Source organism: Eisenbergiella porci (genome assembly GCF_009696275.1).
Taxonomy (GTDB): domain Bacteria; phylum Bacillota; class Clostridia; order Lachnospirales; family Lachnospiraceae; genus Eisenbergiella; species Eisenbergiella porci.
The window spans coordinates 1-1,798 of record NZ_VUMI01000137.1 but is presented as its reverse complement, the minus strand read 5'-3'; the positions used below and the strand labels follow the sequence as shown (position 1 = coordinate 1,798).

Sequence of the window (1,798 nt, the reverse complement as noted above, 5' to 3'; positions counted from 1 at the left end):
TTCCTCTTTTTTCTTTCCGGCGTTCAGCGGGTTAATGCCGTCCAGTGTGGCTTCAATGGCTCTTGCCTGCCGGGAGAGGGAAACCGCCTGTTTGAAAAGCCGGGTGGGGATATGCTTCCGGCCTGTCTTGCTGGCGCTTTCCCCACGCTCCAAGTCGGGATATTTCTCCACCATGTAGGCGTGAAAATCATCCTGCCACTTCGTCAGGTTTGCCCGGTTGCCGATAATCTCCTTAGCGCACAGGCGGTTGTCCTTTGTCAGCGGAACAAAGGTCAAATGCAGGTGGGGCGTTTTCTCGTCCATGTGTACCACCGCCGACACGATATTTTCCCGCCCTACCCGGTGGGTGAGGAAATCCGCCGCCCTCTGGAAAAACGCCTGTATCTCCTTTGGGGATTTCCCCTTGAAAAACTCCGGGCTGGCGGTTATCAGCGTATCGACAAACCGTGTGCTGTCCTTGCGGGTTCGGCACCCGGCCTGCTCAATCCGGCTCTGAATGAAGTGGTAATAGCGTCCCTCCGGCTTGACGATATGGAAGTTGTATTTGCTCCGGCTGGTGTCAATATCAGGGTTGCTGGCGTATTGGTCTTTCTGCCGTTCGTGATGGGCTTCCAGCGGCCTTGCCGGGTTGCCCTTGTGCTTCTCAAAACGCAAAATTGCGTGCTGTGCCATTCTGCTCCTTTCCCCATTCCTTTCCTATCCGGGGTTTTCCACAGGGAAAATCCCGCAGAAAATAGCTCGGATAGGATTGGAATGGATAGAATATAAATCAATCTTTTTAATCTTTGTATTTCTATATACCGTCCGGTTTTCGTACTTCTCAGGAGTGATTTCCGTACTTCATGGGTACGGTTTTCAGCCCTCCGGCGTACCAGAACGGGATTTCTTGAAGTCGGTGTTCGGAACCGCTTCATAGGATTTTGGGAAAATGCGGTTGGGTTTTCCACAGCCCTGCTTCTGGATCTCCACCAGTCCGGCATATTGCAGTTCCCGCATGGTATTTACCGCTTTCTGCCGCCCACAGCGGAGCAGGTCAACTACCTCGCAGATGGGATAGTACAGGTAAATCCGCCCGTACTCGTCCGCCCACCCATTCTTGCGGGATAACTCTGTCCGGCGCAGGATAAAGGCGTACAACACCTTTGCCTCGTTGGACAGGGGCTTGAATGTAGGGGCTTCAAAGAGAAAATTCGGGAGCCGGGTGAAGCTGAACGCCTGTTCCGGCTGGTGAATGTAAATCGTGTTTGTCATATCGTGTTTTGTGGACGGTTAGAAGCCCGTTTTCCGGGGCGGGCGATACTTTATACCACCTGCCCCGGTTTGGGGCCTGCGAAGCCTTATAAATCAAGGCTTTTCCGCTCCTAACTGTCCACAGCAGACCTCCTTTTCCGTTCACTTTCTGTTTTCTGCCGCCTGTGAACTCTGGCGGCGCAGTCCGGGCAGTATTTAGCCCGGTTGGATTTGGGGACGAACACGCCGCCGCAAACCGCACAGCGTTTCATGTCCTTATCCCGGAAAATCTCCGCTTTCAGCGTCCCGTCCAGCGGCAAGACCGCCCAGCGGAACCACTTACAGCAGACCGAGAAAGAAACCGTCTGCGGGCAGGTGCAGGCGTCCCCATCGTCAAGGACAATGCAGTTGCCGTCCTCACAGCAACAGCACTCCCGGCGTATCAGGCTGGCCGCCTGTTTCTTCTGCGCCGGTGTCATGCGGTAAAGGGAACCGTCCGGCCTGCGTTCCAGCGGCGGCAAGTCTTTATAGGGGTTATCTCTCATGCGTTCCCTCCATTTTGCTTTCC

General features: G+C 54.5%; 3 protein-coding genes. All 3 read right to left on the bottom strand.

Annotated features, from left to right (window positions below):
* A partial coding sequence (gene mobV, locus FYJ45_RS29250) for a MobV family relaxase (RefSeq protein ID WP_154468420.1) occupies positions 1–672 on the bottom strand: 672 nt, incomplete at its 3' end.
* Positions 673–855: 183 nt separating this feature from the next.
* On the bottom strand, positions 856–1,251 hold the full coding sequence (locus tag FYJ45_RS29245; protein WP_007215984.1) for a replication initiator protein A: 396 nt from the start codon (positions 1,249–1,251) through the stop codon (positions 856–858).
* A gap of 110 nt (positions 1,252–1,361) precedes the next feature.
* On the bottom strand, positions 1,362–1,775 hold the full coding sequence (locus tag FYJ45_RS29240; protein ID WP_007215983.1) for a cysteine-rich VLP domain-containing protein: 414 nt from the start codon (positions 1,773–1,775) through the stop codon (positions 1,362–1,364).
* Between the last annotated feature and the right edge of the window lie 23 nt (positions 1,776–1,798).